The organism is Scleromatobacter humisilvae, assembly GCF_023231945.1.
Taxonomy (GTDB): domain Bacteria; phylum Pseudomonadota; class Gammaproteobacteria; order Burkholderiales; family Burkholderiaceae_C; genus Scleromatobacter; species Scleromatobacter humisilvae.
This window is the reverse complement of record NZ_JAJLJH010000001.1, coordinates 909325-935441: the sequence shown is the minus strand read 5'-3', so window position 1 is coordinate 935441 and position 26117 is coordinate 909325. Positions and strand designations below refer to the sequence as shown.

Below are 26117 nucleotides of genomic sequence, written 5' to 3'. Positions count from 1 at the left end.
GCCGACGCGCGGCGGCGCGTTCAGGCAGCCAGCGGCAGCGCCACGTCCACCTCGTCCAGCAACCCGTGCGCGGCGAACGCGGCGAGCAGTTCCTCCGGCGTCAGGCGGTGCTGTGCGTCGAGCGCGCGGATCGCGAGCAGGGCGGTGGCGTCTTGCGGATCGAACAGGTCGGCTTCCATGCTGATTGCTTCGGCACCTGGCGACGGAAGATGGAGGTCGGCCGGTCGCATCGACGTGAACAAGCGCACGCCGATCGCGCCGGCGTTCAGAGGAACTGCCACCAGGGCCGCTTGATCGCCGGAATCGCCCGTGCCCGCGAGATCGCCGGTTCGCCGGCGCGCTCGCGCTCGGGGCCGAGGCGGAAGAAGCGGTAGGTCGGGGTCAGCAGCGTCTCCCACGGGCAGACGCCGAACAGCGCGTCCAGGCCGTCCTGCAGCATGCGGCCGGTGAGGTCGCGCGCGGGCACGACCACCTCGCGTTCGCCCAGGAAGACCATGCGGCCGTCGTCACCGCCCGTCGTGGCGGCGTCGACGTAGTGGCGCGCGCCCAGCCAGCGCTGCTCGAAGGCCAGCGGGGTGCCGCTTTCCACGAGCGCCGGCATGTCGGGCTGCCCGCTGGTCTGCAGGCGGGTGCGCGTGCGGCGGCCGTCCTCGAAGATCGCGTAGCCGTGGCTGCCGCCGCTGTCGTAGTGGCAGAAGGCCATCATGAGGTCGGGCGAGCCGAGCGCGGCGTGCAGGCGGCCGATGTCGCGCTCGCTGTTGCGGATCAGCGGCCAGGCCAGGTCGTCGTTGCTGATGAAGCAGACCTCGCCGAAGGTCTGCACCATCACGTCGGAGTGGTTGCGGATGTCGAAGCGCACCGACACCGGCAACGGGATCTCCGTGGCCCGCTCGTCGAAGACGGAGCCCATGAAGCCCTCCAGGTCGTCGACCGACGTGGAGATGCGGAACGCGATGCCTGCCTGTGCGATGCCCATGCCCGATAGATTAACGGTCGGGCAGGTCGCTGTTTCATCCTGATGTCCGGAAAATGCGGCGCAGTTCACGCGGCACTAAGTCACGTTCGCCCGACAGCACGCGTCAAGGCGTCCCCATCGCCTCGCGCCACTGCATCGCGTCGTGCACGCGATGGCGGGTGCTCGGGTGGTCGAAGAAGACGAATTCCTCGATCGGGCCCGGGTCGGGCTTGCGGTATTCGGTCAGCTTCAGGTCGACCTCGGCCTCGCCGTGCGGCTCGCGCGCCAGGTTCAGGCCGAAGCGGTCGGCCTCGATCTCCTGCGTGCGCGTCAACGTGTTGGTGATCGGCGTGGTGACGAACATGAAGGCCGAGAACACCGCGATGAACAGCGGAAAGCCCGCCACGTCGCCCGCGCCCCGCACGCCCCAGGCGGCGCCGAAGCGGCGCAGCATCGCGTCCAGCGCCCACTTCGCGAAGACGAAGCCGACCAGGATCAGCAGCGTCATCTCGCACAGGCCCTTGTAGATGTGGTTCATCACGAAGTGGCCGAGCTCGTGGCCCATGACGGCGCGGATCTCGGGCAGCGTGGTGCGCAGCAGGTTGTCGTTCAGCCGCACCGACGCGGTGCCGAGGATGCCCGACACGTTGGCGCTGACGCGCGTGGTCTGGCGCGACGCGTCGAACTCGTAGACCTCGTCGACGGGCACTTCGTCGGCGTGGGCCATCTGCAGGACCGCCGCCTTGATCACCGGGTCGCTCACCGGCTTGTAGGTGTTGGTGAGCGGGTCGATCCAAACCGGGCCGATCATCACGACGAACACGAGCATCGCCATCGTCGCGACCGTGCCCCAGATCCACCAGCGTTCGCCGGTGCGCCGGATCACGGCATACAGCACGGCCAGCGCCAGCGCGAAGGCGGCGGTCTGCGCGGCCAGCATCACCAGCTGGTCGACGAGCCAGGGGACGAAGGTCTGCGTCGCCATGCCGTACTGGTGCTCGCGGAAGAAGCCCTGGTAGACGGTCAGCGGCAGCGACAGCACGAAGCTGGCGACCGAGAAGAACACGCCGTACAGCGCATCGCGCACGGCGCCGAAGCGGCCGATGCGCAGGCACGCGTCGCGCACGCGCGCCGAGATCCGGCGGCGCAGCAGCAGGCACGAGATCGCCAGCCCCAGCAGGAAGTTCCACAGCTGCAGCCAGTAGCCGCCCTCGAAATAGGCGTTCGAACGCGTGACGACATCGGCGGGCAGCCGGTCGAGGTAGGCCTGGGTCGCGGCGTCGGCGTTGCGCGGCAGGCTCGCGCGCCAGGCGTCGTCGACCGGACGGATGTGGAACTTCGCCATCGTGCCGGACGCGGACGCCGACGCGGCGTCGGCCGGCGCGGCGGCGGCCTGCGCCCGCGCGCCGCCCGCCAGGGACAGCGCCAGCAGCAGGATGGCGGTGATCGATCGGAAGGCCTTCATCGTTGTTGTCCCTGCGTTGAGTGGAGGTGCATCGTGCGAGCGACGCATTTTGCTCAGCCGCACCGCGAACGCCAGCGCATGTCCGACGAAACGCCGTTCGCACGGGACGAAACGCAGCCGCGGCGGCGGCAGGCGTTCTGCCCGTCGGGCGGCGATCGTGAAAACCCGGGTGTTGCGTGGCCTGCCTTCGAGCACCGCATCTGCGTATTTGCGCGCGTCACGAACGGCCCCCTATCATCGCTGGATGCTTCCCGCCACCCCGCTCCCCGATTTCCGTTCGCCCGCCTTCCTGCGCGCCCACATCGCCGACACCATGGCCTTCTACGAGGGCCGCTGCGTCGACCCGAGCGGCGGCCTGTTCCAGTTCTTCAAGGACGACGGCAGCGTCTACGACGCCCGCACGCGCCACCTCGTCAGCAGCACGCGCTACGTGTTGACGCACGCGATGGGCGGGCGCCACTTCGGCAACGCCGAGTGGCAGGGCATCGCGCGCCACGCGCTCGCGTTCGTCAACGAGGCGCACGCGCAGCCACAGGGCGGCTTCGCATGGGTGCTCGATTGGCACGACGGCCGCGCCACCGTCACCGACGGCACCAACCACTGCTACGGCCTCGCCTTCGTGCTGCTGGCCCACGCACACGCGCTGCTGGCCGGCCAGGCCGACGCGGCCGGCGGCCTCGAGCGCTGCTGGCAGCTGATGGAGCGGCGCTTCTGGCGGCCCGAGCATTCGCTGTACGCGGACGAGGCCACGCCCGACTGGGTCGTCGGCCCGTACCGCGGCCAGAACGCCAACATGCACGCCTGCGAGGCGATGATGGCCGCGTTCCGCGCGACGAAGGATCGCAAGTACCTGGATCGCGCGGTCGCGCTGTCAGACGCCGTCACCGCCAAGCTGGCAGCGAAGTCGGCCGACCTGCCCGGCGTCGTTCCCGAGTGCGCCGCGCTGGTGTGGGAGCATTTCCGCGAGGACTGGTCGATCGACCCCGACTACAACCGCGACGACCGCACGAACATCTTCCGCCCCTGGGGTTTCCAGACCGGCCACCAGACCGAGTGGACGAAGCTGCTGCTGCAACTCGACCGCCTCTGCGCCGAGCAGGGCCTGGCGCCCGCGCCCGCGCGTCTCGCACGCGCGCGCAGGCTGTTCGACGCGGCGATGCGCTTCGGCTGGGACGACGCGCACGGGGGCCTCGTCTACGGCTTCAAGCCCGACGGCACGCTCTACGACGACGGCAAGTACCACTGGGTGCAGGCCGAGAGCCTGGCCGCCGCGGCGTGGCTGGCCACCGCGCTGGAAGAGTCCGGCGCGTCAGCGGACGAGGTCGCGCGCTACTGGGGCTGGTACGACCGGCTCTGGCACCACGCCTGGTCGCACTTCGTCGACCATCGATACGGTGCCTGGTATCGCGTGCTGGCCGCGGACAACTCGAAGATCACCGACGAGAAGAGCCCCGCCGGCAAGGTCGACTACCACGACATGGGCGCGTGCTACGACGTGCTCGCGGCGCTGCGCGAGATCTAGCCCAGGCGCAGCTGGTGCAGCCCGAGGATGCCGATCACGCCGATCGCGATCAGGTAGAACGCGACGATGTAGTTCAGCAGCTTGGGCATCACGAGCACGAGGATGCCGGCGATCAGCGAGATGACGGGGGTCAGCGAGAGATGGATGTTCAAGAGGGGTGTCCTCGGTCCTGGTGAAGGCGCGATGGTACCCATGTGCGGCGCACGGCGTCGGGACTTGCCGACGCAGCCGCCCTCGTCCTTGCGGTCGTCGCCGCGAGTCCCGGGGACGCGGCCACGCACGTTGGTCACAACTGTTGCGAGCCGGCGTCCTCTGAAACGCGGCGCGGGGCCGATATCGGCCGCCGCGCTCGATACGATGCACGTCCGTTGCGACCCAGGACCTGCCCGCCATGAGCACCAACAATCTCTATCGAGGGCTGTTCGAGCTCCTGACCCTGCCGCAGGGCGGCGACGGCCTGCTGGCCACGCAGGGCAACCGGCGTGAGCTGCTGAGCGTCGCCCGCATGGAGGGCTGCCTGCCCGAGCTGTATGCGCGCTGGGCGGCGGCGAGCCAGCTGTCGCCGTCCGAGAGCGTCGAGCACGAGCAGATCGCGCGCCGGCGTGCCTCGGCCGCCGAGGTGCTGCAGGCCTTGCCGCGCGGCTGCCTGGTGGCCAACGTCGGTGGCGCGCGGCGTGGCGCGGCCATGCTCGAGGTGCTCGTCCCCGACTTCGCGGCCATCGCCCCGCTGCACGAGGCGGTCGGCCGCCTCGGCTATCGCGTGCAGGGTGCGGGCGAGTGGCTGGTGCCGTTGCGCGGCGCGGTGCACCGCGGGGTCGCGACGTTCCGCTATGCGCGCTCGAGTGCCGCGCAGGGCGCCGTGTCCATCGAGGTGCAGGTCGGGGGTGTCGCGCTCGACGAGCGCCGCCATCTGCCGTTCGCGGATCTCGCCCAGGGCGCCGCGCGGCTCGACGGCGGCCTGTGCCGCGCGCTGGAGCCCATGCGCGAGCTGTTGCGCCGCATCGCCGCGCTCGGCGCCGGAGCGGAGCCCGTCACCGTGCGCCAGATCGCCGACCTGCACCTGCTGCTGAAGGCCGCTGGCCAGCGCATCGATTTCGCCTGGCTGCAGGCCCAGCTCGAGCGCCACGAGGCCTGGGCCGGATTGCGCCAGATCCGCGAGGCCATCGCCGCCAAGCGCCTGGGCGCGCTGCTGTCCTGGGGCGAGTTCGGCCGGCTGGTCGAGGTCGGCGTGACGCGTGCCGAGGCCCTCGCCGCGCGGCGCGCCCGCGGCCCGCGTCTTGCAGCCATCGCCAGGAGCGTGTTCGAGGCGCTGCCGTCCGTGCGCGACAACGACATCGCGGCCCGTCTCGCCCGCGCGCCGTGGCTGGTGTCGCGCGTGCTGCAGGCGGGCTACCGCGTGCGCGGCGTGCCGGTGTCGACGCGGGCCTTCGATGCACCGCGCTTCCTGCGCATCGACGGCGCGCTCTACCTGGCGACCGGCGCGGGCCTGATGCTGCTGTCGCTGGTCGACCTGCGCGACGGCGCGCGCGCCGCGCTCGGCGAGCGCGTGCGCAGCGGTGGGCGGCCCGTGGTGCTGGCGCGATGGTCGGCCGGGCGGCCGCGCACGCGCTGAAAGCCAGCTAGTCCTGTTCCGGCGTCAGCTCGAAGCTGCGGTCGCCGGGGCCGGCGACGCAGCCCTCGGCGATCTCGTCCCACCCGCGATGCAGCACCACGCGCCGTCCCGCGTGGCAGATCTCGACGCGGCGCGCCTCGGGCACCTTGGCCTGCACGAAGGTCTCGATCGACGACGGCATGCTCACGTTGTAGCGGTTGTGCGCGAGCTCCTCGGGCGGATGGTCGTCGTTGGACAGCCAGTGCACGAACTCGGGCAGCCACGTCATCGGATGCGCGCTGACGGTGAAGACCGTGGGCAGGTAGCCCTGCGCGCGCAGCCAGGCCTGCGCCTGCGTGCGGACGTCGGCATCCGATCCGGCATCCCCCGCGCCCCACGCGTCGGCCAGCAGCTCCATCACCCACTGGTTGCAGTTCTGGTGGCGCGTGCTGAACGGGTACGCGTTGGCGCTGTAGCTGGCGCCCAGCACGCCGAGCGCGTGATGCTTGTCGACGGCCGTTGCGCGCAGCGGGTCGGCGTGGTCGGGCGGCAGGAAGACGAGCGAGACGTAGCCCGAGTCGGGGTCGTCGGTGCCCATGACGAAGCCGGCGAAGCCCTCGTCGTAGATGCGGGGCTTGTGGTCCTCGCAGGAGTAGTAGAGCTCGCGCACCGACCAGGGCTGGCCGCCGTTGTCCCTGAGCGCGACGCCCTCGTGCGAATAGCGCGTCTGGATGCGATGCAGGTCGAGACCGGAGCGCGCGATGAGCACGACCTGCTGCTGCGACGCGGCCAGTTCGTCGCGCACGATGGACGTGAAGCGCAGCATCATGTCGCGCTGGTCGGCGCTGGGCTCCTTCGGGCGGTCGCAGACCTCGACCGACATCGCCTGCGCCGCGGCCGACGCCGCCATCAGCAGCGCGGCGAGGAACAGCCGCCTCAAAGCGTCACGGGCGTCAGCTTCATGTCGCGGACGACGTCGTCGGCCAGCGCGAGGAAGAACGCGGCGCGCGGCTGGTTGGCGGCGAACTCGATGCCGTACGGGCGCTGCAGCGCGGTGACGATCGCGCCGGTGTCGACATGGCCCTGGTCGGCGGCCACGCGCGGCAGGCGCAGGTACATCTCTGCGCCCTTGGTGTTGGTCGCGACGGGCATCAGGTGCAGTTCGACGACGCCGGGCTGGCCGGCCACCTCGGCGACATCGATGACCTGGAAATCGCCCTGGGCCTGCTTGTTGTCGGGCGAGCTGGAGTGGCTGGAGTCGGTGAGGGAGTTGGAGATGCTGGCCGACGACTGCGTCAGGCTGTCGGACACCGACGACGCGGCCGAGCTGGCCGCGAGGCAGCTCAGCGGCGCGGTGCAGGCCAGCAGGGCGAGGGTGGCGAGGCTCTTGGGGATGGGGCGCATCGTGGCTCCTGGTCGAGGTGGCGAAAGATGGCTGATTTTGCGTCAACGCGACGGCGCCGTGAACGCCCATTACCTTGCGTAACCGGCGCCCCCTCGCGCGTCCCGTCGCTGCCTCCAGGGGGAGCCCGGTCAGGCTCGCGTGTTGACGCTCGCTTCCCGGGACGGTGAAGCGCCGCTACTTGCGCTTCGCGCGCGGATGCGCCGCGTCGTAGACCTTGGCCAGGTGCTGGAAATCCAGCCGCGTGTAGACCTGCGTCGTCGCGATGCTCGCGTGGCCCAGCAACTCCTGCACGCCGCGCAGGTCGCCGCTGGATTGCAGCAGGTGCGACGCGTAGCTGTGGCGCAGCATGTGCGGATGCACGGGCGTGGCGACGCCGGCGCGGTCGCCCTGCGCCTTCAGCCGCGAACGCAGCTGGTTGGGCGACAGCCGGTTGCCGAGGCGGCTGACGAACAGCGCGCCGCCGTCGGGCGATCCGGCGAGCGCCGGCCGATGCAGCAGCCAGTCGTTGAGCGCCTGTAACGCGGGGCCGCCCACCGGCACGCTGCGCCGCTTCGAGCCCTTGCCGAATACGTGCGCGGTGGCGTCGTCGATGTCGATCCAGCCGGCCGACTCCGCACCGGCCGCGAGGTCGAGCCCCAGCAGTTCGCCCAGGCGCAGGCCGCAGCCGTAGAGCAGCTCGGCGATCGCGTGGTCGCGTGCGGCGAGCGCCTCGGCCTCGACCGAGGCGGCCTCGCCGTCGCTCGGCGTCTCGGTCATCGCGAGCGCGACGGCCTCGTCGACCGCCAGCGCCTTGGGCAGCGGTCGCGCGGCACGCGGTGCGCGCACGCCCTCGACCGGATTGCTGGCGAGCCCCGCGGCGTCGGGCTGCTGCGCCCACCATCGATAGAAGCCGCGCCAGCCCGACAGCGTCAGCGCGATCGAGCGGGCGCCCAGGCCGGCGCCGTGCAGCTGCGCGGCGAAGCGCTGGATGTGCGCGCTCTGCAGTGTGGCGAGCGGGCGCTGCGCGGCGTCTGCCAGCTTCTCGAGCCGCGCCAGCGCGTCGCCGTAGGCGGTGAGCGTGTGCGCCGACACGCGGCGCTCCACGCGCAGATGCTCGAGGTATCGCTGGATGGCCGGAGTCACTGCCGGCCCCCAGTCCGCGGAGTGCCGCGGACAGCCCCCCGAGGGGGCCGCGGCCTTGCTCCGGAGCGGCCGAGCGCGGCGGCCTCGGTCATCGCAGCGCGGCCCTCATTGCTGGACGAGCAGTCGCGTCAGCGCGGCGCCGGCGATGTCGCCGACCTGCGCCAGGAACTCGATGCCCATGTCGGCGGTGTAGCGCGTCGGGTCGGGCGAGCCGAGCGCGAGCAGGCCGAAGGCCTGGTGCTGGCGGTCCGGGCGCAACGGGATCAGCGCGAGCGACATCACCGACTCCGCGTTCTCGAACCAGCTCGCGGCCTCGAAACCCGAGTTGGCGCCGCAGTAGGGCGCGACCAGGCTGGTCGCGAAGATCTTCACGTCCTCGCTGACCTCGGCGGCGCACGGCAGGTGCTCGAGCCCGGGCGCGACGCCCCAGACGCGCACCGCCGCCTGCGGGATCATGAAGCCGTGCTGCAGCTCGCGCACCAGCACCGGCGCCAGGCGCTCGATGTCGTGCGTGAGCATCACGGCGCGCGTCCAGCGGTGCAGGCGATCCGAGATGGCCATGTTGTCCTGGCCGTAGCGGATCATCTCCATGATCTTGCGCTCCAGGCCCTTGATGCGCTCGCGCAGCATCTCCATCTGGCGCTCCTGCAGCGAGACGGCGCGCGAGCCGTGCGGGCTGGTGAGCTGCACGCTGGCGAGCAGGTCGGCGTGGCGCTCGAAGAAGCCGGGGGTGTTCGCGAGGTAGCCCGCGATGTCGTCCTCGGTGATGCCGTCGGTGCCGCTGTTGTTGTTCACAGTTCGATTTCTCCTTCGAAGACGGTGGCCGCCGGGCCGGTGAGGAACACGCTGTCCTGCGCGCCGCCAGCCCATTCCACGGTGAGCTTGCCGCCGTGCATGTCGATGTCGACCTTGGGGCCCAGCCAGCCGAGGCGGATGCCGGCCACGACCGCGGCGCACGCGCCGGTGCCGCAGGCCAGCGTCTCGCCGGCGTCGCGCTCGTGCACGCGCAGGCGGATGTGCGAGCGCGAGAGCACCTGCATGAAGCCGGCATTGACGCGGCGCGGGAAGCGCGCATGCCGCTCGACCTGCGGGCCGATGGCGGCGATCGGATGATGTTCGACGTCGGCGACGCGCATCACCGCGTGCGGGTTGCCCATCGAGAGCACCGCGATGTCGACGCTGCCGCCGTCGGCCAGCGCGAGCGGCCACGTCTCGAAGTCGCCGACGCGCGTGGGCACCAGGCCGGCCGAGTCGAACGGCAGGTCGGCGTGCTCGAAGCGCGGCGCGTTCATGTCGACGCGCACGCGGCCGTCGGGCTGGATGTGCAGCTCGAGCGCGTTGTTGACGGTCTGCACGCGGATGGTGTCGCGGCCGATCATGCCGCGGTCGCGCACGTAGCGGGCGAAGCAGCGCGCGCCGTTGCCGCAGTGCTCGACCTCGTCGCCGGTGTTGTTGAAGATGCGGTAGCTGAAGTCCATGCCCGGCGTGGTCGGGCGCTCGACGATCAGGATCTGGTCGGCACCGACCCCGAAGCGGCGGTCGCCCAGCCGGCGCATCTCCTCGGCCCCGAGCGCCAGCGGCTCGCGCGTGGCGTCGAGCACGACGAAGTCGTTGCCGGCGCCTTGCATCTTGGTGAAGCGAACGCGGGTCGGGGAGGGCAGCATGGGTCGATTATCGCCGCTGCAGGCGTGCGACGCAGAAGCGTCGCAAGGTCACCACGCGCAGTCCGCCGGCGGGGGCACGATGTTGCGAACGTGGCGTTCGAGGATCCCGGGCAGCAGCTCCAGCACGCGCGCCTTGCCGGGCAGGTCGGACGCCTCGGTCGCACGGCGCAGCACGTCGAGCGTGAGGTCGTCGATCGCGCGCATCGAGACGGGCGCGTAGCTCAGGTGCCACGGTTCCGGGAACATCCCGCCCTTGAAGCGCGCATACGGCCGGAAGAAGCCGTGCGCGTGGATGTGGGCGTCCAGCCAGCGATGCAGCGGCGCGAACAGGCCGCCGTCGGCGACTTCGGACGGCAGCAGCTGGGGCTTGTAGCCGGGCGGCATCACGGCGCCGTCGACGACGTCGATCTCGCTGCCCCATTGATGGCGGCTCGCGCCGGGCAGCGCGGACCAGTCGAGGATGTGCCAGATCACGTCGTCCTCGCTCATGCCGCGGCGGTCGCGCGGCTGGCCCGCCATGTCGTACAGCGTCGCGCGGCCGCCATACTTCGCCGCCCAGATGCGGGCCTGGGCGTCGTAGCCGCGAAAGGAGCTGTAGGGCCGCAGCTCGATGCCGTCGCGCGCGGCCGCGGCGCGCAGGCGCAGGAAGGCGGCGGCGGCGTCCGGATGGGCCGCGAAGCGCGGCGCGTCGTATTGCACGACGTGCGTGCGCACGCGGCCGGTGACCTCGAGTTCGTCGAACATGCGTGCACCTTAGCGCACGCGATGGATCAGCGCCCGGTCTCGACGTCGTGGATCGCGCGGTCGGTCGCCGCGATGGCCGCGTCGATGTGGCCGACCACGCGATTGCGCAGCTCCACCGTCTGCGGGTTCGACTCGCCCTCGGCGACGTCCCTGCGCGCCTTGCGCAGCAGTTCGGCGGCGTGGTGCAGGCGCCCGCGGCGGTCGATGTGCGCGTCCTCCGGCGGGTGCTGGTAGACGTTCTTGCCGTCCTCGATCGCCGCGGTGCGCGCGTCGTTGATCGCGCGCTCGGTCTCGACGATGGCGACGTCCTCCTGCGTGCTGACCGCGGCGTCGCCCGGCCGGTGCTCGAGGTTCCAGCGGACGTCGCGCAGGTCGGTCAGCGCGTGCAGGTAGGCCGGATGGTGCGGCGCCGGCGGCGGGGGCGGCGGGGCGACGACGCAGCCGGTGGCGGCGAGGATCAGCGGCGCGGCGGCGAGCGCGGCGGCAAGGCGGGTGAACTTCATGGAATCTCCGTTGTGGTGCGTGTACCGGGACAACGGGTTTGTAGCCGGCCAAGCTGACCGCGAACCCAACGATCCGACGGGAGGAAACCCGGTCAACCGCCGGCCGCGGGCCGATGCACCAGGCCCCAGACCATGCGGAACAGCGCCTCCTCGAAGCGCGGATCGTCCAGCATCGCGCTCTCCTCGACCGCCGCGGAGCGCACGGCGCCGATCACGGCACGCGTGAGCATGTAGAGCGTCGGCTCGTCGGGCACCGGCAGCTCCGGGTCGTTCAGGCGCGCGATGCCCGAGCGGATGCGCTCGGCGCCGTCGTCCATCGCGGCGACGATGGCGGCCGGCGCATCGAGCTGCCAGCCGAGCCGCGCCAGCAGCCGCTGCGCCTTCTGGCCGCGGCCGAAGGCGTCGACGATATGGCGCAGATAGAGCCGCAGCGCGTGCTCGGCGCCGTATTCGCCTGCGACGGCGCGCTCCAGCATCACGTCCAGCTCGCGCAGCACGCGGTCGCGGTGGCGCCGCACCAGCGCGACGACGATCGCTTCCTTGCTGGGGAAGTACTGATACAGCGTGCCGATCGAGAAGCCCGCGCGCTCGGCGATGCGGTTGGTGGTGAAGCCGGCCTCGCCCTCGCTGGCCAGGATGCGAGTGGCGGCCTCGAACAGCGTATCCACCGTGCGCATCGCGCGCGTCTGCGACGGCGTCTTGCGCAGCGGGTTGTCGACGGATTCACGAGGAGCGGCCATGGGCGGACTCTACTTGTTTCGCTCGCGGCCCAGGAACCGAAACCCCGGCGCCGGCAAAAGCGAGTAGACCCGTCCGGCGGCCGCCCGTACGCTTCATGCCAGAGACAAATCCACCCCATCGAGAAGATGAACGCACCGATCGAACTCCCCGTCGCCGCCGCCGAGGCCGCGCGCCGCCTGCCGATCCGCCGCCTGCGGGTCGACCTGTCCAAGGGTTTCCCGAAGCTGTGGAACGGCGGCCAGGCGTTCCGCACGCACTACATGAACGCGCTGTCGTTCAGCTTTCCGGTCGGCGAACAGGTGTTCATCGATTCGGTCAGGAAGGGCGTCGAACTGCTGCCGGCCGACCAGCAGGCCGCCTGGGCCGACGAGGTGCGCGGCTTCGTCGGCCAGGAGGCCACGCACCGCTTCCTGCACGGGCAGTTCAACGCCGAGCTCGAGCGCCAGGGCCTGGTCAACCACTGGCAGCACTGGGCCGCACGGCGCATCAAGCGCGGCGAGAACATGCACCCGATCAACCACGTGGCCGCGACGGCCGCGTTCGAGCACTTCACCGCGGTGATGGCCACCGGCTTCCTGTCCCATCCCGCCTGGCTCGAGGGCGCGCCGCCAGATCTCGCGCTGCTGTGGCGCTGGCACGCGGTGGAGGAAAGCGAGCACAAGGCGGTGGCGTTCGATCTCTACCGCGCGATGGGCGGCACCGAGCGGCGCCGCATCCTTTGGTTCGTCTACCTCGCGGCGGTGTTCCTGGTCGAGTCGAGCCGGCAGACCTTCATCAACCTGTGGCGCACCGGCCTGTGGTGGCGGCCGCGGACGTGGTCGCAGGCCGCGCGCTTCCTGTTCGGTCGCCACGGCCTGTGGGCGGCCTGCCTGTTCCCGCTGCTGCGCTACCTGCGCCCGGGCTTCCATCCGAACCAGCTGGCCGACGCCGACGAGATGGCGCAATGGCTGCAGACGCAGCGCGACGCCTACTCGATCGTCGCGGGATAGCGCGCGTCAATCCAGCGCCGTCACCCGGTCGTTGCTGCGCCGGGCCAATTCGTGGAACAGGTCGGCCAGGTACTGGCGCAGGTCGCCGGCCTCGACGAACGCGGGCACGACGAACGCCGCCGGCCGGCGCTTGCCTTCGTTGCCGAGATCGAAGGCCTGCCAGCCGCCCTCGACCGCGCGGATCGCGACGAGGTTGCCGAAGACGTCGAAGCGGTATTCCATGCCACGCGACGCGTCAGGCCGTCTTCAACGCGGACCCGGGCCCAGGCGCACCGAGCGCACCAGTTCCGCCTGCGAGCGCTCCAGGTCGAGCTGCGGCGACAGCAGGATCTCGGGATAGGCCTCGCAGCGCGCCTGGAACGAGCGCATGCCGCGGTTGTGGAAATCCTGGCGCAGGCCGGCCTTGTTGGCGTCGACCCTGGCCTTGAGCTGGTCCACCGTCAGGCCTTCCTTCTTCGCCTGCTCCGAGGCCTCGCCCCAGTACTTGTCGATGATCAGGAACTGGCCCTCGACCTCGTCGACGAACGAGCCGTTGTCGACATGCCAGACCTCGTAGGCGTGCCGGTTGGTCTCGGCGGTGGCGGGAAAGGTCTCGTCGCAGATCTCCTCGATCCACTTGACGCTGCGCACCCGCACGATCAGCTCGCCGAAGTCGTGGAAGTAGTCGCCGGTGGCCTGCGTGCTCGCGCGCGCCGCGGCGAACGCGCTCGGGGGCGGCTTCGGCAGCGTGATCGTCGTCGACCCGCTCGCAGCCGGCGCGGCGGGCTGGGCGCCGGTCGCGCCCCATTCGGCGGACGATGCCGGCGCGGTCTGCGCGAACAGCGGCGTGGCGAGCGCGAGCAGCGCGAGCGTCGGCAGGATTCTCATTTCGTGTAGTCGATGTTCTTGCAGGCCTCGCGCAGGTCGTGGTCGCGCTGCTCGGCCGTCGCGTTGGACTTCGTCGGCACGATCACGTTGCCGCCCTCGGTGCAGCGGGCGCGGGTCAGGTGGTCGCCTTGCGCGGCGATCTTGTAGGCGCCGGTGCGCGTCTTCGGCCGGTCGGGCCGGGCCGTCGACTTGCCGGTGACGGTGACGCTGGCGGCGTCGGCCGCCGACGCGGCCGGCGGCGCCGCGGCGAGCCAGCCCGTCGCGCACAGCGCGGCGGAGGTGAGGAAGCGGTGGCGGATCATGGTGAAGGCCTCGAAGAGTGGATGCGGGCGCGCGGCAATCGACGCGCCGGAGACCCTGCCGTTCCAGGGAAACGGACGAGCACCGATTCTTCCACAGCGTGACGCGCGGACGCGCCGTCAGGCAGAATCGTCCGGAGCATGGAACCACGAGGCCGTCGCATGAAATTCCCCTTGCTGCCCGCCCTCGCGCTGTCGGCGGTGGCGGCTGCCGCCGCGCCGCCCGGCGCCGACACCCCCACCGCGCCGCTGCGCGCCGACCACCCGTTCCTGGGCGCCTGGCAGCTCACGCGGCGCGATGACGACTGCGCCGAGATCTACCGCATCGACCGCAGCGGACATACGCTGATCACCAGCGCCGACGAGGTCGCGCAGTCCACCTTCACCATGACCGACCAGCCGAGCGCGCGCGGCTACTACAAGTGGGTCGACACGCTGGTCAAGGACAACGGCAAGAAGGACTGCTGGGGCCAGATCACCAAGCCCGGCAAGACCACGACGCGCTACGTGATGATCAATCCCGCGCACGACCGCTTCATCCTGTGCACCGCGGAGGACGGCCGGCAGTGCTTCGGGCCGTTCGTGCGGGTCGAGGGCGGCGATATCTGAACGTCGGCGTCGTCTCGGATCTAGTACAGGCTCGGCTCGCCCGGCGGCCGCGTCTTGAAGCGCTTGTGCACCCAGTAGTACTGCGACGGATTGCGCCGTACCTCCGCCGCGATCCACTCGTTCATGCGGGCCGCGTCGGCGGCCGGATCGTCGGTGGGGAAGTCCGTCCACGGCTCCATGAAGCGCACGCGGTAGCCCTGGCCGCCGGGCAGCATCTCGGCGAGCACCGGCTGCACCTTCATCTTCAGCGACTTCGCCATCTTCGACGGCGCGGTGAGCGTGGCCGCGGGCACGCCCATGAAGGGCACGAAGACGGCGTCCTGCTCGCCGAAGTCCATGTCGGGCAGGTTGAAGAACGCAACGCCCTTGCGGATGGCGCGGATCAGCGGCAGCGCCTTCTCGTGGCGCGAGTAGATGTCGCCGTTGCCGAAGCGCACGCGGCCCTTGCGGATCGCCTTGTCGAAGGCAGCGATGCTCTGCTTCTGGTAGATCGAGCCGACGGGGCGGTTCTGGAACAGCTGCGTCGCCTGACCGGCCACGTCCAGCGCGACGAAGTGCGGCGCCAGCCACATCACGGCGCCCGGCTCGCGCTCGGCGAAGCCGGGATCGCCCTCGACGTGCATCAGCCGCCGCAGCCGCTCCGGCGACGCGTACCAGAGCAGCCCGCGCTCGAGGAAGCTGCGCGCGATCCACTGGAAGTTCTCGTAGGCGATGGCGCGGCGCTCGGCCTCGCTCTTCTCCGGCATCGTCAGCTCGAGGTTGCGCAGCGCGATGCGCCTGCGCGAACCCGCCAGCACCCACAGCAGCTTGCCGAGTCCGCGGCCGATGGCGGCCTGCACGGCCAGCGGCAGCCAGCTCAGCGCCCACAGCCAGGCCAGCACGAGTCGTGCGACGAGGTTCATTCGTTTCCTTCAGCGCGGGTTTCGGGGATGTCGGCGGCGCGCGGAGGCTTGTAGCGGTTGTACCCCCACAGGTATTGACCGGGATCGCTCAGGATGACCTGCTCCATCGTCTCGTTGATGATGGTCGCGGCCTCGAGCTGCGACGCGGCGTCGGTGCCGGCGGGCAGCGGCCGCACGAGTTCGGACGAGTGGATCACGTAGCCGGCACCGCGCGGCAGGCGCTCGCAGCGCAGCACCGTGCAGTGCGCGCCGGTCTGCTGCGTCAGGCGCGCGGCCAGCGTCATCGTGTAGGCCGGCTGGCCGAAGAACGGCGCCCAGACGCCCTGGCCGTCCGGCGGCACCTGGTCGGGCAGCAGGCCCACCGACTCGCGCTTCTTCAGCGCGCGCAGCATCTGGCGGACGCCGGCCAGGCTGGCGGGGGCGGTGGGCATCGTCGGACGCCTGCGCGCCTGTTCCTGGAACTCGCGCAGCGCGCGCTGGCGAGCCGGCCGGTACAGCACGGTGACCGGCTGAAGGTGGCCGAAGCGCGCCGTGTACGCACGCGCGGCCACTTCGAAGCTGCCCATGTGCGGCGTCAGGATCACCAGCGGCCGGCGTTCGGCGATCGCCGCCTCCAGCGCCTCGGGGTTGCGCCAGGTGACCTTGCGCACCAGGTCGTCGTTCGTCGCGCGCAGCCACAGCCACGGCGTCTCGGCCACCATGCGGCCGGATTCGGCAATGGACCGGCGCCGCGCGCTCGCGGGCACGCCCGCCAGGTCGGCGTTCGTGCGCAGGCGGCGGCGGTACGTGGGCGACAGCAGCCACACGAGCCAGCCCAGGCCCCCACCGACGGCGTGCAGCAGGCGCAGGGGCCAACCGGAGATCCAGCGAACCAGGAACATGGAGTGTGACGAAAGTGGTCGGCGATTATCCCCGCAGCGGCGGCATCGCTGTCGCGCGGCGCCGACGGGGTCGCCGGTCCGCCAGCAGGGATATCCCGCTGCCGCGCTACAGTCGCGGGATGCATTCGAACACCACCGCTCCCCACAGCTCGCGGCGGGCCGCGGGCCTGACGCTCGCGCTGGCCCTCGCGGCCGCCGCGCCCGTGCACGCCGAGACCGGCGCCGGCACCGCGCTGAAGAACACGGCCATCGCCGGCACGATCGCCACCTGGACGGTCGCGGCGCTCAAGGGCTCGCCGTTCTTCGGCTGCCTGGCCCACGGCCAGCGCGGCAACGACGCCTGGGGCGGCCGCGTGGCGGCCGGCAAGGACTCGGAGCTGACGTACGAATCGATCGGCGTCGAGCGCCACGAATGCCAGCTGACCGACGTCGGCCCGTTCTCGCTGGACATGTCGCCCGTGATCTCGGTCGGCGCGTGGCAGGCCAAGTCCGACAGCCTCTACCACCACGACGCCTTCGACGTCGCCTTCGTGCCGATGATGCACTGGCGCTACCCGGTGTCGCAGGGCACGCGGCTGGATCTCGAGTTCGGCATCGGCCCGGCCTTCCTCAGCGAGCCCAGCATCGGCGATCGCCAGAAGAGCACCGAGTTCCAGTTCTCCGACCACTTCGGCATCGGCGTCAGCAGCGCCGACGGCCACTGGCGCGCGGGCTTCGCGTTCCGCCACATCAGCAACCTGTCGATCAAGACGCCCAACGCCGCGGTCGACTTCAAGGGCATCGCGCTCGAGTGGACGCCCTGAGCGCGCGAACTCTCGAATGAAAAACGGCGACCCGCGGGTCGCCGTTGTTCATTTTGCCGCGAGCGCCTCGCGTCGTCGTCGCGCGCGTCGCCATCGCAGGGCCACGTGCCGCAGCCACAGCTCGCGGATCAGCCAGCCGCTGCCCCACACGGCCAGGCCGGCGAACAGCGTGTCGCTGAGGAAATGGCCGCCCTCGGCGATGCGCGCCAGGCTGACGATCGCGCCCCAGGCCAGCCCGATCCACAGCCAGCGCCGCCGCGTCGCGACGCTGCCCATGAGGCCGACGGCCATCAGGATGAAGCCGGACGTCGCGTGGCCGCTGACGAAGGAGCAGTTGTGCTTGCACTGGTCGGCGGGCACGAGCGCCGGCGAGAAGTGCTGCTTGCCGCCGAACTCGCTGACCTGCACCGGCCGCGCGCGGCCCCAGTATTCCTTCAGGCCGGCGTTGACGACCAGCCCCGAGCCGAGGATGCTGACCCAGGCCAGCGCCGCGAGCCGGCGCGACCAGCGTCCGCCGACCGGATGCGGGCGCCACAGCGACACGACGATCACGACGAGGCCGATGACGGCGTAGGCGATCCCCGAGTTCGGGATGCCGTGATAGATCAGGCGCACCGGCGCATAGCGGTCGCCGATGAAGCCGCCGTTGGCGTCGTGGAACAGCCCGCTGACCCACAGGTCGAACTGCGGCCAGACCGTGAAGATCCACGCGAGCAGCAGCGCGAGCGTCAGGCCGATCCAGCCGGCCTTGTTGCGCGCGCGCCAGCCGCGGCGAGCCGCGCGCCCGGGCGAGGCTTCGGTCACTTCGACTTCTTCGCCGGGTTCGCCGGATGCGCGACCGGCGCCGGTGCCGCGACCGGCGCGGGCGCGGCCGCCGGCGGGGCCAGCTTCGCGGCGGCAGCGGCCGATGCCGCGCTCGCCGCCTCGGCGGCCTGCGCCGCCAGCTTCGCCGCCGCCAGGGCCAGGGCCTGCGCCGACGCGGCCTCGCTCGCGGCCTGCGCCGCCGTCTGCTGCGCGCCGAGGATGGACAGCGGCTCGGACGCCGCGTGCGCCGGCCGCACCAGCGCATAGCCGCGCAGCTGCTGCACCACTTCCAGCTTGGCGAGTTCGTCCGGCTTGACGCGGTCGATGCGCGTCAACGCCCACTCGCCGTTGGCCGGATCGGTGTCGGGCAGGTACCTGGCCGGCTGGTTGAGGTAGAACGCCAGGCTCGGCTGCTGCAGCCGCCACTGCACGACGGGCTGCTTGTCGACCAGCGTCATCTGCGCGATCGGCACCGTGCGCGCCAGCGTGCGGATCGGATCCTGCAGCGTCTGCGCGAGCCACGGCAGCGCGGCCAGCACCAGCCAGCCGGCGGCCAGCAGGCCCGCGAAGACCGCGCCGTCGGACTCGGTGATGTAGTGGCGCACGTTGGGCACCCAGATCGTCAGCGCGAAGACCAGCAGGCCCACCGGCACGCAGATCCAGATCCACGGCGCGGGCGGCGCGGTCTGGAGCAGCGTCTGGTACAGCGGGTCGCGCGTGGTGGCGGCCAGCGTGTGCGCGATCCACGGCAGCGCGGCGCCGAGCGCGACGACGCCGATGATGGTGACGCACAAGGCCAGCCGCGTCGGCCACTTGGCGCCCACCAGCTCCTGCGCGGCCAGCAGCATCAGCGGCGTGAAGCCGTACAGCACGTAGTGCGGCAGCTTCGTGCCCGACAGCGAGAAGAACACCACGACGAAGGCCAGCCACAGCAGCATGAAGCGGTTGACCGGCTCGCGCCAGCGCACGCGCAGGCGCAGCGCGATGGGCACCAGCAGCGGCGACCACGGCATCATCGCGACGGGCAGCACCTCGAGGTAGTAGAACAGGCTGCCGGCGTGGCCTTCCAGCGAGCCGGTGAAGCGCTGCAGGTTGTGGTGCAGCAGGAAACCGTCGACGAACGCCATGCCGTGGCGCGCGACGGCGTAGATGTACCAGGGCGCCGCGATGCACACCATCAGCGCCCAGGCCGTCGGGTCGCTCACCAGCCGCTGCAGGCGCGAGCGGTCGCGGTTGGACAGCAGCCACAGGCCGGCAGCCGCCGCGGGGATCAGCAGCGCGACCGGCCCCTTGGCGAGCAGGCCCAGGCCGATCCAGGCGAACGCGCGCCGCCGCGGCCCGTCGCGGCCGTTCTCGAGGTGGCGCCACAGGTCGAGCGTGGAGATCGTCAGCAGCAGGTTCAGCAGCGCGTCGGCCGTGGCCGCGCGGCCGATCAGCATCGGCCCGAGGCTGGTGGCGAGGATGCCCGCGGCGGCGATCGCCGCCTGCGGTCCGAAGCGCCGCCACGCGAAATGCCCGATGGCCAGGCACCACAGGAACGCGCACAGCGCCGACGGCAGGCGCACGGCGAATTCGTTGAGCCCGAACATCTTCAGGCTGATCGCCTGGAACCAGTAGATCAGGATCGGCTTGTCGAAGCGGTCGACGCCGTTGAGCGTCGTGCTGCCCCAGTCGTGGCCGACCGTCAGCTCTCGCGTGGCCTCGGCGAACGCGCCCTCGTCGACGTCGAACAGCGGCGCCGCGCCCAGGCGCGCGATCCACAGCGCCAGCAGCACCGTCATCAGCATTCCCAGGAAGCGCAGCGACGGCCGCGAGTCGTTGGCGCGGCGCATCGGCGCGGCCACCGCGATGACCGTGTCGGCCTCGGGCGAGGCCGAGTGGCCGCCAGACATCACCACCGTCTCGTCGTCGTCGGACGCGAAGGCGCGGGCGAAGTCGTCCTCGTCGTCGGGCGTCAGCGCCGTCAGCGGGATCGGGCGCGAGGCGCGGTGTTCCGCGGCCGACGGCGGCGGCGTGCGCACCGGCGCAGGGGCGATGCGGTCGAACGACGGCGTGCGCGCCGGCGGCTGCGGCGTGAGTGGCAACTGCGGCTGCTGCGGCGCGGCGGGCGCCGCGCGCGGCGGCGGCGGCGGCTTGACCGTCTGCATCAGCTCGGAGATCGACTTGGGCGCCGGCTGCGCGGGGCCGGGCGCGCGCGCCGGCGGCTGCGACAGCCGGGTCACCGGGGGAGCCTTGCCGGCCTGCGCATCCTGGGCCGACCACATCTGAGGCTCGGACGGCCTGGAATCCTCGTCGTCCTTGGGCGGCTTGCCGGCGGTCTCCATCAGCTCGGAGATGGACCGGGGCGAGCGCGGCGGCGGCGGCGCGGCGGTGAAAGGCTTCGGCGGTTGCGCGGGCGCGACGGGCGACTTCAGGATCGGATCCGGCGGCTCGTCCGCCGGCCGCGGCGGCACCCAGACGGGCGGCGCGTCGCCGACGACGACGCCGGGAACGTCGACGTCGACCGGCGGCTTGGACGCGCCCGGCGAACGCGGTGCCGGCGCCGGCAGCGGCGCGGCCGCGACGTTGAACGTGAGGTTCGGCGGCGCCTCGGGGGCGCGTTCCTCGGATCCGAACAGGTCGTCGTAGGGCATCAACGCCGGCGGATCGGCCGGCGGCGGCGCGGGGGGCTTGGGCGCCGGCGCGGGCGCCGGGCCGGATGGCGGAGACGAGGGCGGAGGCGGGGGCAGGGCCGACATCGACGGTTTCGGTGAGAGTGTGAGGCGTCGCGACTTCAGGGAAACTTATCGAACGGAATGCCAGCCGGCATCGTCGGACGGCTTGGCGCCGTTGCCATGATGGTAGGGCTGGGCGTGGCGACCGTCATAGTAGATGCGGATCAGCAACTCGGCGAGCACGCCGGTGAGCAAAAGTTGCAATCCGGCGATCACCATGAAGAAGCCGAGGGTCAGCAGCGGACGTCCGCCGATGGACTGCCCGAGGATGAACTTGCACGCCGCGAGCCAGGCCAGGATCAGCCCGCCGACGCTGCCGACGAACAGCCCGATGCCGCCGAAGAAGTGCCCCGGCCGCGTGCCGTAGTTCAGGAAGAAGTGCATCGACAGCAGGTCGGTGATCACGCGGAAGGTGCGCGACAGGCCGTACTTCGAGGTCCCCGCCACGCGGGCGCGGTGGTGCACCGGCACCTCGTCCATGCGCGCCGGCGAGGTCACCGTGGCCAGCCACGCCGGGATGAAGCGGTGCATCTCGCCGTACAGTCGCACCTCGCGCAGCACCGAGCCGCGGAAGGCCTTCAGGCTGCAGCCGAGGTCGTTGAACTGCAGGCCGGTGGACTTGCGGATCAGCGCGTTGGCGATCTTCGACGGGAACTTGCGCAGCCAGAAGCCGTCCTGGCGATCCTTGCGCCAGCCGGCGACGAAGTCGAGGTCGCCCTGCAGCAGGCGCGCGACGAGCTTGGGGATGTCGCGCGGGTCGTTCTGCAGGTCGCCGTCCATCGTGACGATGACGTCACCGCGCGCCGCGTCGATGCCGGCCTGCATCGCGGCCGTCTGGCGGAAGTTGCGCCACAGGCGGATCACGCGGATGTGCGGGCCGATCGTCGCGCCGTGCGACTCGAGCTTCTGGCCGGTGCCGTCGCGGCTGCCGTCGTCGACCACCAGCAACTCCCACGGGAACGGGTAGTCCGCGAGCGCGGCCTGCACCTCGTCGATCAGCGGCGCGGCGTTCTCGATCTCGTTGTACATCGGCACCACGACCGACAGGCGGTGGAACGGCACGCCGTCGACATCGAGCGCGCCGCGCACGCCGAACGCGTTGGACGGGCTGTCGACATGGGCACCGCCGACGTCGGCCGCCGGAAGCGACGCCGAGGGCAGGTAGTGCTCTCCGGTGGAACTTGCGGTCATGGATTGCTTTCTGGCGCCCGCGACGGGCGCACGATCAGGGAAAAGGCGAGGGCGGTGGCGAGGGCCACCACGAGCATCAGGGCGTGGACGGCCAGCGCGGCGCCGAAGATCAGGCGGCCATTGTCGGTGTTTGCGGCGCGAACCTGCTCGGCCGGCGCGGCGCTGGCCGCGGCCGCGACGATCTTGGCGTGGCGCGCCTGCGTGCCGAGCGCGACGCCGGCCTCGTAGGTGCCCACGCCCGCGGGCGCCTGCAGCGGCAGCACGCCGGCGAGCTCGCCGCCGAGCGCACCGCAGAAGCCCGCGCCGGCCGGGATGTTGGCCAGCATCGTCAGCAGCACGCCGACGATGCTCAGCTTGAGCACCCAGTTGGCGATCGCGAAGCCCCAGGCCGGCAGCCCGCCGCGCGCCGCGCGGAAGGCCGCGGCGACCTTGGCCGTCAGGCCCCAGACCTTCGCGCGCCGCGCGGACGCGGCCCCGTGCGCCCGTGCGCGGGCCCAGCGGGCGCGCACGTGCACGCGGCGCACCAGCGCCGGCAGCAGCGTGGCGGCGGCGGCGATCGCCGCGATGGCGCAGCCGATGCGCCATGGCAGCGGCGCCGGCACCAGGATCGCGATCCCGAGCACGCCCAGCACCATCATGTCCTGCAGCCGCAGCCACAGCAGGCTGGCGGTGGCGTCGCCGAGTCCGACACCCCAGCGCCGGTGCAGCAGGAACGAGTAGCTCGCCTCGCCCGAGCGCATCGGCAGGATGTTGATGGCGGCGTTGTGCAGCAGCGTGATCTGCAGGCACTCGCGATAGCCGAGGTTCAGCGTGCGCAGCTTCCACAGCCACTCGGCGCGCAGCCGGCCGGCGCGCAGCGCGTAGGTGGCGCTCATGCCCAGCGTCGCGCCGACCCAGCCCGGCCAGGGCACCGTGGCCACGCGCTCGGCCAGCAGGCGCCAGGGCGTCAAGGCCACCAGAAGCGCCAGCACCGCGACGCCGGCGACGATGCTGGCCACGGCGATCCAGCGGGTGCGGGTCATCGCGTCAACGGGAGTTGGTCATGCCGCGACCGGCGTGCGCAGGCTGGCGCGCCACCAGCGCACGACGCCCACCAGCGCGACCAGCGCCAGCACGATCTGCAACGGCGAGGCCAGCGGATAGCCGGGCAGCAGGTTGCGCGCCCACTTCTTGTCGACCAGGCCGGTGGCATCCAGCACGCCCGGCGTGGCGGCGATGCAGAACGCGCAGGCGACGAAGCCCGCGGCCATCAGGCGGTGTCCTAGCGGGCGCGAGAGCAGGCGCGTCATCGCGCCGACCGGCCAGGCGTGCGGCGCGAGGGTGCCGAAGACCAGCCCCAGGCCGCCGCCGACCAGCGTGTCGGCCGGCCAGTGCGCGCCGACCGCCAGGCGCGACAGCGCGATCCCGAACGCCAGCAGCGCGACCAGCGCCAGCCCGAGCCGCGACGTGAGGAAGCCGTCGACCGCGCCGCGCTCGCCGAAGCGGCGCCGCTCGGCGATCAGCACCGCCAGCATCGCGAAGGCCATCGCGCTGTGGCCCGACGGCATCGAGCCCGCGCTCAGCGGCGCGCCGACGACGTTGAGATGGTCCGCGCCGAGCGCCAGGAACGGGCGCGGCGAGGGGACGTGGTGCTTGATCCAGCTGGCCGTCAGCCCGCCCAGCACGATGCCCCACAGCAGCTGCGCGGCGCGCTCGGGCACGTCCTCGGCGAAGGCCGTCAGGTAGATCCAGGCCGACAGCGCGAGGCCGGCCACGCTGAGCATCGACCAGGTCGCCGGCGCGGCCGGGCCGAACGCGTTGACCGCATGGAACAGCGATTCGTTGAGCGCCGCGTCGCGGTGCAGCGCCAGGCCCGCGGCCATCGTCGCGACGCCGGTGGCGAGCAGCCGCCAGTCCATGGTCACCGCCTGCGAGGAAGAAGACGGCGGCGAGGGCGGGGAGACGGCGGACATGGGCGGCGATTGTATCGACGGCCGCGCTTCGACTGGCTCGTGGGGCGAGCCAGGGCCGGCGGCAGAATGCGCCCGACAGGAACCCGCCACATGAGCCGCTCGAAACCCATCACGCTCGACAAGCTGCGCCGCTACGCCGTCGCCCGCACGCTGTTTCCGCCCACGACGCTGCAGAAGGCCATCGATCGCCTCGGCTTCGTGCAGGCCGACCCGATCCGGGCGCCGGCGCGCGCGCAGGACCTGACGCTGCGCCATCGCGTCAAGGGCTACCGCGCGGGCGACCTCGAGCGGCGCTATCCGCGGCTCGATGTCGAGGAGGACTGCCTCGTCAACTACGGCTTCATGCCGCGCGCCATGCTCGCGTTGATGCATCCGCGCACGGCCAGGCGTCAATGGGACGCCGCGACCGAGCGCCGCGCCGCCGAGGTGCTGGCCTTCGTGCGTGCGCGCGGCGCGACGCATCCGCGCGACGTGCAGGAGGTGTTCGACCACGGACGCGTGCAGAGCTGGGGCAACACCAACACGCTCAACGCCAGCACCGCGCTGCTGGACGGCATGCACTATCGCGGCCTGCTGCGCGTCGTGCGGCGCGAGACGGGCACGCGCGTCTACGAGGCGGTCGACCACGCGCCGGCCGACGACGACCCCGCCGCGCGCCACGAGCGCGCGCGCCGGCTGCTGATGCGCGTCGTCGAGAAGTACGCGCCGCTGCCGTCGGCTTCGCTGGGCTATCTCGCGCAACTGCTGCAGTACGGCGCGCCGCACCTGAAGGGCGAGACGCGCACGCTGCTCGCCGAGCTGCGCGCCGGGCTGCCCCAGGTGAAGATCGACGGCGTGACCTGGCTGTGGACGCCGGGCGAGGATCCTGCGGCGGGCAAGTGGCGCGTCGACCCGCAGCGCGCGCGGCTGCTGGCGCCGTTCGATCCCATCGTGTGGGACCGGCGGCGCTTCGAGCTGCTGTGGGGCTGGGCCTACAAGTTCGAGGCCTACACGCCTGCCGCGAAGCGGACGATGGGCCACTACGCGCTGCCGCTGCTCTACGGCGACCAGGCGATCGGCTGGGCCAACGCCACGCTGGTCGACAAGTCGCGCCTGGAGGCGCATTTCGGTTTTGCGGACCGGGGCTGGTCGCGCGATCAGCCGCTGTCGCGTGCGATCGACGACGAACTGGCCCTCATGGCGGAATTCCTCCAGCTCGACAGTAACGCTGCCTTCCGGCTCAGACGGCCGCGAAAGTAGTGCAGAAGTTGGCGCGCGGGCGGGTTGATGCCATCCAGAACGTCGCAGCCGTAACCGAAAGAACGTTAAATGTGATGGCCCGCTCCTGTCGGGCCGCGACGTCGTCGCGGCAACGGGAGTGCAGGCCAGATTTGCCTGTGAGAGGGATGCATGGAAGGGTCTGATTTGAATAGGTCAGCCAAGCGCCACGAGGCCGGCGCCGACACGCTGCACTTCATCGGAAGGACGGCCGAAGAGACCGCGCCGTCGCCTCAGATGTCGCTGGGTGCCGCGCGCATCGAGCTCGAGGCGCTGGAGGCCGAGCTCGCCTACCGCGGCCCGGAACGCCGCAACGGCCCGGGTGCCGGTCTGGCCAAGCTGCTGGCGGCCGTGCTCGACGAGGTCGACTACGGCCTGCTGCTGATGGCCGCCGACGGCCACGTGGTGCACGCCAACCACGCCGCGCGCGTCGAGCTTGCCGGCGCGAAGACACTGCAGCTGAACGGCAAGCGGCTGGTCGGCCGTTCGGCCAGCGACCAGCGCGCGCTCGACGAGGCGCTGGCCGGCGCGCGCGACGGCGGCAAGCGCCGCATGCTGGCGTTCGCGCCGTCCGATGCGCTGTCGGAGGGCAAGTCCTGCGACCTGTCCATCGTGCCGCTGCCGGCCGCGCTGTCGGCCCACCACAGCGGCCACGCGGTGCTGATCGCGCTGCCGCGCAGCCGCATCGCCGAGACGCTGTCGGTGGACGCCTATGCCCGCGAGCTGGGCCTGTCGCGCCGCGAACAGCAGGTGCTGGCCGGCCTGTGCGAAGGCCTGCGCGTCAAGGAGATCGCCGCCCGGCTCGAGATCGGCGACGAGACCGTGCGCAGCCACGTCAAGCGGCTCAAGGCCAAGACCGGCTGCGCGGGCATCGTCGACATCGTCAACCAGGTCTCGCGCCTGCCGCCCATGGTCGGCGCGCTGCGCCAGGCGCCGCTCGAGCTGCCGCGCGATTGACGACAGCCGACGGACGGACGGTCTTGAGGCCGGCCGTCCGCGGTCGATATAATCGCGCCTGATTCCGAGGAGCGTTGCGAGGCCCGGCCGTCACCACGGCCGCGAGACCCCAGGCTCGGAACCCCATCTTGGCAACCGCGCTCACCCGCTTCGCAGCATGCGAGGGGCCGGGTGAGGGTG

Annotated in this window: 29 protein-coding genes and 1 riboswitch; of the genes, 7 read left to right on the top strand and 22 right to left on the bottom strand. The window is 71.7% G+C overall.

The window, feature by feature from the left end:
• Window positions 1–20: 20 nt before the first annotated feature.
• From LPC04_RS04455 to LPC04_RS04445, 3 genes are all read right to left on the bottom strand, one after another.
• The gene (locus LPC04_RS04455) at window positions 21–179 is read right to left on the bottom strand and encodes a hypothetical protein (protein WP_275680979.1); all 159 of its coding nucleotides are present in this window, start codon (window positions 177–179) and stop codon (window positions 21–23) included.
• A gap of 86 nt (window positions 180–265) precedes the next feature.
• The gene (locus LPC04_RS04450; protein ID WP_275680978.1) at window positions 266–976 is read right to left on the bottom strand and encodes a hypothetical protein; all 711 of its coding nucleotides are present in this window, start codon (window positions 974–976) and stop codon (window positions 266–268) included.
• A gap of 103 nt (window positions 977–1079) precedes the next feature.
• Complete coding sequence (locus LPC04_RS04445) at window positions 1080–2420, bottom strand: M48 family metallopeptidase (protein WP_275680977.1); 1341 nt, start codon at window positions 2418–2420, stop codon at window positions 1080–1082.
• 244 nt (window positions 2421–2664) lie between these two features.
• On the opposite strand from LPC04_RS04445, the gene LPC04_RS04440 reads away from it, so the two are divergent.
• Complete coding sequence (locus tag LPC04_RS04440) at window positions 2665–3942, top strand: AGE family epimerase/isomerase (RefSeq protein WP_275680976.1); 1278 nt, start codon at window positions 2665–2667, stop codon at window positions 3940–3942.
• Here LPC04_RS04440 and LPC04_RS04435 read toward each other — a convergent pair.
• Complete coding sequence (locus tag LPC04_RS04435) at window positions 3939–4094, bottom strand: DUF3096 domain-containing protein (protein WP_275680975.1); 156 nt, start codon at window positions 4092–4094, stop codon at window positions 3939–3941. The two genes, LPC04_RS04440 and LPC04_RS04435, sit on opposite strands and share 4 nt — an antisense overlap.
• Window positions 4095–4333: 239 nt before the next feature.
• On the opposite strand from LPC04_RS04435, the gene LPC04_RS04430 reads away from it, so the two are divergent.
• The gene (locus LPC04_RS04430) at window positions 4334–5554 is read left to right on the top strand and encodes a hypothetical protein (RefSeq protein WP_275680974.1); all 1221 of its coding nucleotides are present in this window, start codon (window positions 4334–4336) and stop codon (window positions 5552–5554) included.
• Window positions 5555–5561: 7 nt separating this feature from the next.
• Here the strand turns inward: LPC04_RS04430 and LPC04_RS04425 are convergent, their stop codons facing one another.
• From LPC04_RS04425 to LPC04_RS04390, 8 genes are all read right to left on the bottom strand, one after another.
• A complete protein-coding gene (locus tag LPC04_RS04425) occupies window positions 5562–6473 on the bottom strand; it encodes a DUF2145 domain-containing protein (RefSeq protein ID WP_275680973.1) in 912 nt (303 codons plus the stop codon).
• Window positions 6470–6937: a hypothetical protein gene (locus LPC04_RS04420; protein WP_275680972.1), complete on the bottom strand. Its 468-nt coding sequence runs from the start codon at window positions 6935–6937 to the stop codon at window positions 6470–6472. Before LPC04_RS04420 ends, LPC04_RS04425 begins: the two co-directional genes overlap by 4 nt.
• Before the next feature lie 175 nt (window positions 6938–7112).
• Window positions 7113–8060, bottom strand: coding sequence for a tyrosine recombinase XerC (locus LPC04_RS04415; protein ID WP_275680971.1), 948 nt, complete (start codon window positions 8058–8060; stop codon window positions 7113–7115).
• A gap of 105 nt (window positions 8061–8165) precedes the next feature.
• The gene (locus LPC04_RS04410) at window positions 8166–8855 is read right to left on the bottom strand and encodes a DUF484 family protein (protein WP_275680970.1); all 690 of its coding nucleotides are present in this window, start codon (window positions 8853–8855) and stop codon (window positions 8166–8168) included.
• Window positions 8852–9724, bottom strand: coding sequence for a diaminopimelate epimerase (gene dapF / locus LPC04_RS04405; protein ID WP_275680969.1), 873 nt, complete (start codon window positions 9722–9724; stop codon window positions 8852–8854). The genes LPC04_RS04410 and dapF overlap by 4 nt, the downstream gene beginning before the upstream one ends.
• 48 nt (window positions 9725–9772) lie before the next feature.
• Window positions 9773–10468: a M15 family metallopeptidase gene (locus tag LPC04_RS04400; RefSeq protein WP_275680968.1), complete on the bottom strand. Its 696-nt coding sequence runs from the start codon at window positions 10466–10468 to the stop codon at window positions 9773–9775.
• Between the two features lie 26 nt (window positions 10469–10494).
• Window positions 10495–10971 carry a hypothetical protein gene (locus LPC04_RS04395; RefSeq protein ID WP_275680967.1) on the bottom strand — a complete coding sequence of 159 codons (477 nt, stop codon included), beginning with the start codon at window positions 10969–10971 and terminating at the stop codon, window positions 10495–10497.
• Window positions 10972–11063: 92 nt separating this feature from the next.
• Window positions 11064–11711 (bottom strand): TetR/AcrR family transcriptional regulator, encoded by a 648-nt coding sequence (locus LPC04_RS04390; RefSeq protein WP_275680966.1) that lies wholly within the window; start codon window positions 11709–11711, stop codon window positions 11064–11066.
• 126 nt (window positions 11712–11837) lie between these two features.
• Between LPC04_RS04390 and LPC04_RS04385 the strand changes: the two genes are divergently transcribed.
• The gene (locus tag LPC04_RS04385; protein WP_275680965.1) at window positions 11838–12701 is read left to right on the top strand and encodes a metal-dependent hydrolase; all 864 of its coding nucleotides are present in this window, start codon (window positions 11838–11840) and stop codon (window positions 12699–12701) included.
• Window positions 12702–12707: 6 nt separating this feature from the next.
• Here the strand turns inward: LPC04_RS04385 and LPC04_RS04380 are convergent, their stop codons facing one another.
• The 3 genes from LPC04_RS04380 to LPC04_RS04370 are packed head-to-tail and all read right to left on the bottom strand — an operon-like array spanning window position 12708 to window position 13870.
• Window positions 12708–12923, bottom strand: coding sequence for a DUF7661 family protein (locus LPC04_RS04380; RefSeq protein WP_275680964.1), 216 nt, complete (start codon window positions 12921–12923; stop codon window positions 12708–12710).
• 24 nt (window positions 12924–12947) lie between these two features.
• Window positions 12948–13568, bottom strand: a complete 621-nt coding sequence (locus LPC04_RS04375) for a hypothetical protein (protein WP_275680963.1) — start codon at window positions 13566–13568, stop codon at window positions 12948–12950.
• A complete protein-coding gene (locus LPC04_RS04370; protein ID WP_275680962.1) occupies window positions 13565–13870 on the bottom strand; it encodes a hypothetical protein in 306 nt (101 codons plus the stop codon). The genes LPC04_RS04375 and LPC04_RS04370 overlap by 4 nt, the downstream gene beginning before the upstream one ends.
• Window positions 13871–14029: 159 nt before the next feature.
• Here LPC04_RS04370 and LPC04_RS04365 point away from each other — a divergent pair, with 159 nt between their 5' ends.
• On the top strand, window positions 14030–14476 hold the full coding sequence (locus LPC04_RS04365; protein ID WP_275680961.1) for a hypothetical protein: 447 nt from the start codon (window positions 14030–14032) through the stop codon (window positions 14474–14476).
• Window positions 14477–14496: 20 nt separating this feature from the next.
• On the opposite strand, the gene LPC04_RS04360 is transcribed toward LPC04_RS04365, so the two are convergent.
• Window positions 14497–15378: an LpxL/LpxP family acyltransferase gene (locus LPC04_RS04360; protein WP_275680960.1), complete on the bottom strand. Its 882-nt coding sequence runs from the start codon at window positions 15376–15378 to the stop codon at window positions 14497–14499.
• On the bottom strand, window positions 15375–16259 hold the full coding sequence (locus LPC04_RS04355) for a lysophospholipid acyltransferase family protein (RefSeq protein ID WP_275680959.1): 885 nt from the start codon (window positions 16257–16259) through the stop codon (window positions 15375–15377). Before LPC04_RS04355 ends, LPC04_RS04360 begins: the two co-directional genes overlap by 4 nt.
• 119 nt (window positions 16260–16378) lie before the next feature.
• Between LPC04_RS04355 and LPC04_RS04350 the strand changes: the two genes are divergently transcribed.
• Window positions 16379–17062 (top strand): acyloxyacyl hydrolase, encoded by a 684-nt coding sequence (locus LPC04_RS04350; RefSeq protein WP_275680958.1) that lies wholly within the window; start codon window positions 16379–16381, stop codon window positions 17060–17062.
• 48 nt (window positions 17063–17110) lie between these two features.
• On the opposite strand, the gene LPC04_RS04345 is transcribed toward LPC04_RS04350, so the two are convergent.
• Genes LPC04_RS04345 through LPC04_RS04325 form a run of 5 tightly spaced genes read right to left on the bottom strand, consistent with a single transcriptional unit; the run spans window position 17111 to window position 23723 of the window.
• On the bottom strand, window positions 17111–17866 hold the full coding sequence (locus tag LPC04_RS04345; RefSeq protein WP_275680957.1) for a phosphatase PAP2 family protein: 756 nt from the start codon (window positions 17864–17866) through the stop codon (window positions 17111–17113).
• Entirely contained in the window at window positions 17863–20604 is a 2742-nt protein-coding gene (locus tag LPC04_RS04340) for an ArnT family glycosyltransferase (RefSeq protein WP_275680956.1), read from the bottom strand. Before LPC04_RS04340 ends, LPC04_RS04345 begins: the two co-directional genes overlap by 4 nt.
• Window positions 20605–20649: 45 nt before the next feature.
• Window positions 20650–21771: a glycosyltransferase family 2 protein gene (locus LPC04_RS04335; protein ID WP_275680955.1), complete on the bottom strand. Its 1122-nt coding sequence runs from the start codon at window positions 21769–21771 to the stop codon at window positions 20650–20652.
• Window positions 21768–22793 carry a lysylphosphatidylglycerol synthase domain-containing protein gene (locus tag LPC04_RS04330; protein ID WP_275680954.1) on the bottom strand — a complete coding sequence of 342 codons (1026 nt, stop codon included), beginning with the start codon at window positions 22791–22793 and terminating at the stop codon, window positions 21768–21770. Before LPC04_RS04330 ends, LPC04_RS04335 begins: the two co-directional genes overlap by 4 nt.
• Window positions 22794–22811: 18 nt before the next feature.
• Window positions 22812–23723, bottom strand: a complete 912-nt coding sequence (locus LPC04_RS04325) for a phosphatase PAP2 family protein (protein ID WP_275680953.1) — start codon at window positions 23721–23723, stop codon at window positions 22812–22814.
• 90 nt (window positions 23724–23813) lie between these two features.
• Here LPC04_RS04325 and LPC04_RS04320 point away from each other — a divergent pair, with 90 nt between their 5' ends.
• Together LPC04_RS04320 and LPC04_RS04315 are read left to right on the top strand one after the other, a co-directional pair.
• Window positions 23814–24962 carry a DNA glycosylase AlkZ-like family protein gene (locus LPC04_RS04320; RefSeq protein ID WP_275680952.1) on the top strand — a complete coding sequence of 383 codons (1149 nt, stop codon included), beginning with the start codon at window positions 23814–23816 and terminating at the stop codon, window positions 24960–24962.
• 165 nt (window positions 24963–25127) lie between these two features.
• Window positions 25128–25937, top strand: coding sequence for a helix-turn-helix transcriptional regulator (locus LPC04_RS04315; protein WP_275680951.1), 810 nt, complete (start codon window positions 25128–25130; stop codon window positions 25935–25937).
• Between the two features lie 60 nt (window positions 25938–25997).
• Window positions 25998–26087, top strand: a riboswitch (S-adenosyl-L-homocysteine riboswitch).
• Window positions 26088–26117: the final 30 nt, after the last annotated feature.